Source organism: Nostoc sp. KVJ20 (assembly GCF_001712795.1).
Classification (GTDB): Bacteria; Cyanobacteriota; Cyanobacteriia; order Cyanobacteriales; family Nostocaceae; genus Nostoc.
The window spans coordinates 1-1,372 of the sequence record NZ_KV757840.1; the positions used below are offsets into that span (position 1 = coordinate 1).

The following is a 1,372-nucleotide window of genomic DNA, read 5'->3' on the forward strand; positions in this document are numbered from 1 at the left end:
TTATCCATTTATTTCCACCCTATACAAATCATTATTATTTTTCTCTCGTTGTATGAAACCACCCTGCCAAGCGAGAATGGCAGGGGGAGTGGGGGAGATGAGGGGACAAGGGGGTAAACAAAACTCCTAACTCCTAACTCCTAACTCAGCACTCCTAATGCCCTTTCATTTCGCTGTAACTTTAACTCTAGCTACAGAGATTTCTGGTGATTCAATGGGAACTTGGACAGGTGTAGGTGAGCCTTTCAACCACAGCAGCACTGCGGGTGTGACACCCAGCAACAAGCCTAGCAACACAGGTACAAAGAATCCAGCTGTTAAGCTCATGACTGTAGCGAAACCAAAATTACTTAAATAAACTGCAAAAGGTATATTAAGTTGCGATCGCTCCCAGTTAATAGGATTATTTCTCCATAACAGTGCAGTCACAGCCATAAATACTGAGCTAGTACCCAGCCACCCCGCAAAGTTTTGGTAAGGCATTCCAAAGAATGGGCCTGGTTGTTGCCAATACCAAAAGGGTAGAGAAGTTTGACTCATTGCAGGATCGAGAACAAAATCCCAGGAGGTTAGTAATAAAGCACCCAAAGCGATCGCACTTATATGCCGCCACAAATTGGGTTTTTTGTCCACTTCTAAACCTGCACGTGCCAGCAGGTAAGAAACAAATCCCAAATAAAACCACGATAAGGGAATTGTAAATGGGACTAAACCCGCAATCTTATAACCTAAACCGCTTAGGTAACTATAATGACCAAATGGAAAACCAGTACTGGTTCCTAGTAATTCACTTCCTAGAGAAATAAATACTGATGGCAGCAGAAATGCCAAGGCGCGACCTAAACCCAAAATCCGCGTGGCATACAAGAAAACACCTGCTGCACCTAAGATCATATAAACTACACCGCCTCCTGCCATACTCCATTGGATGGCAGTTTGTGCAAGCTCGGATAAGTTAAAAATTACTTGGGCATTAGGTATAACCAGTAGTATTCCTACCAATCCAAATACTGTTGACACGATATGACCAATGAGGCTTACGCGTTCAGCAATAACAAGTTTTCTCATGATAATTCCTTTTTTACTCGCTGCTAATGAAGTGCTATTCATCCTAGCCATTGGTTAAAAGTCTCCTAGCATTTATCGAACAGAATTCAGGAGTCAGGAGTCAGAATTCAGAATGAATTCTGTATGACAGACACAACGACCGGCGGTAGTTGAGCGCAGTCGAAACTCAGTGCATCGCTGGCGGATGAATAACCGAGTTTAAAACCCTCACCAAATCGCATATTTAAGGTTAATTTTTGCAAGTCGATGCATCAAAGGTACAAGTCGATGCATCAAAGGTACAAGTCGATGCATCAAAGGTGCA

The 1,372-nt window shown here is 42.9% G+C and carries 1 protein-coding gene; it reads right to left on the bottom strand.

Features of this window, described 5'->3' with window-relative positions; genetic code table 11:
* Positions 1-165: 165 nt before the first annotated feature.
* Entirely contained in the window at positions 166-1,068 is a 903-nt protein-coding gene (gene cruF / locus A4S05_RS38170; RefSeq protein ID WP_069074917.1) for a gamma-carotene 1'-hydroxylase CruF, read from the bottom strand.
* Between the last annotated feature and the right edge of the window lie 304 nt (positions 1,069-1,372).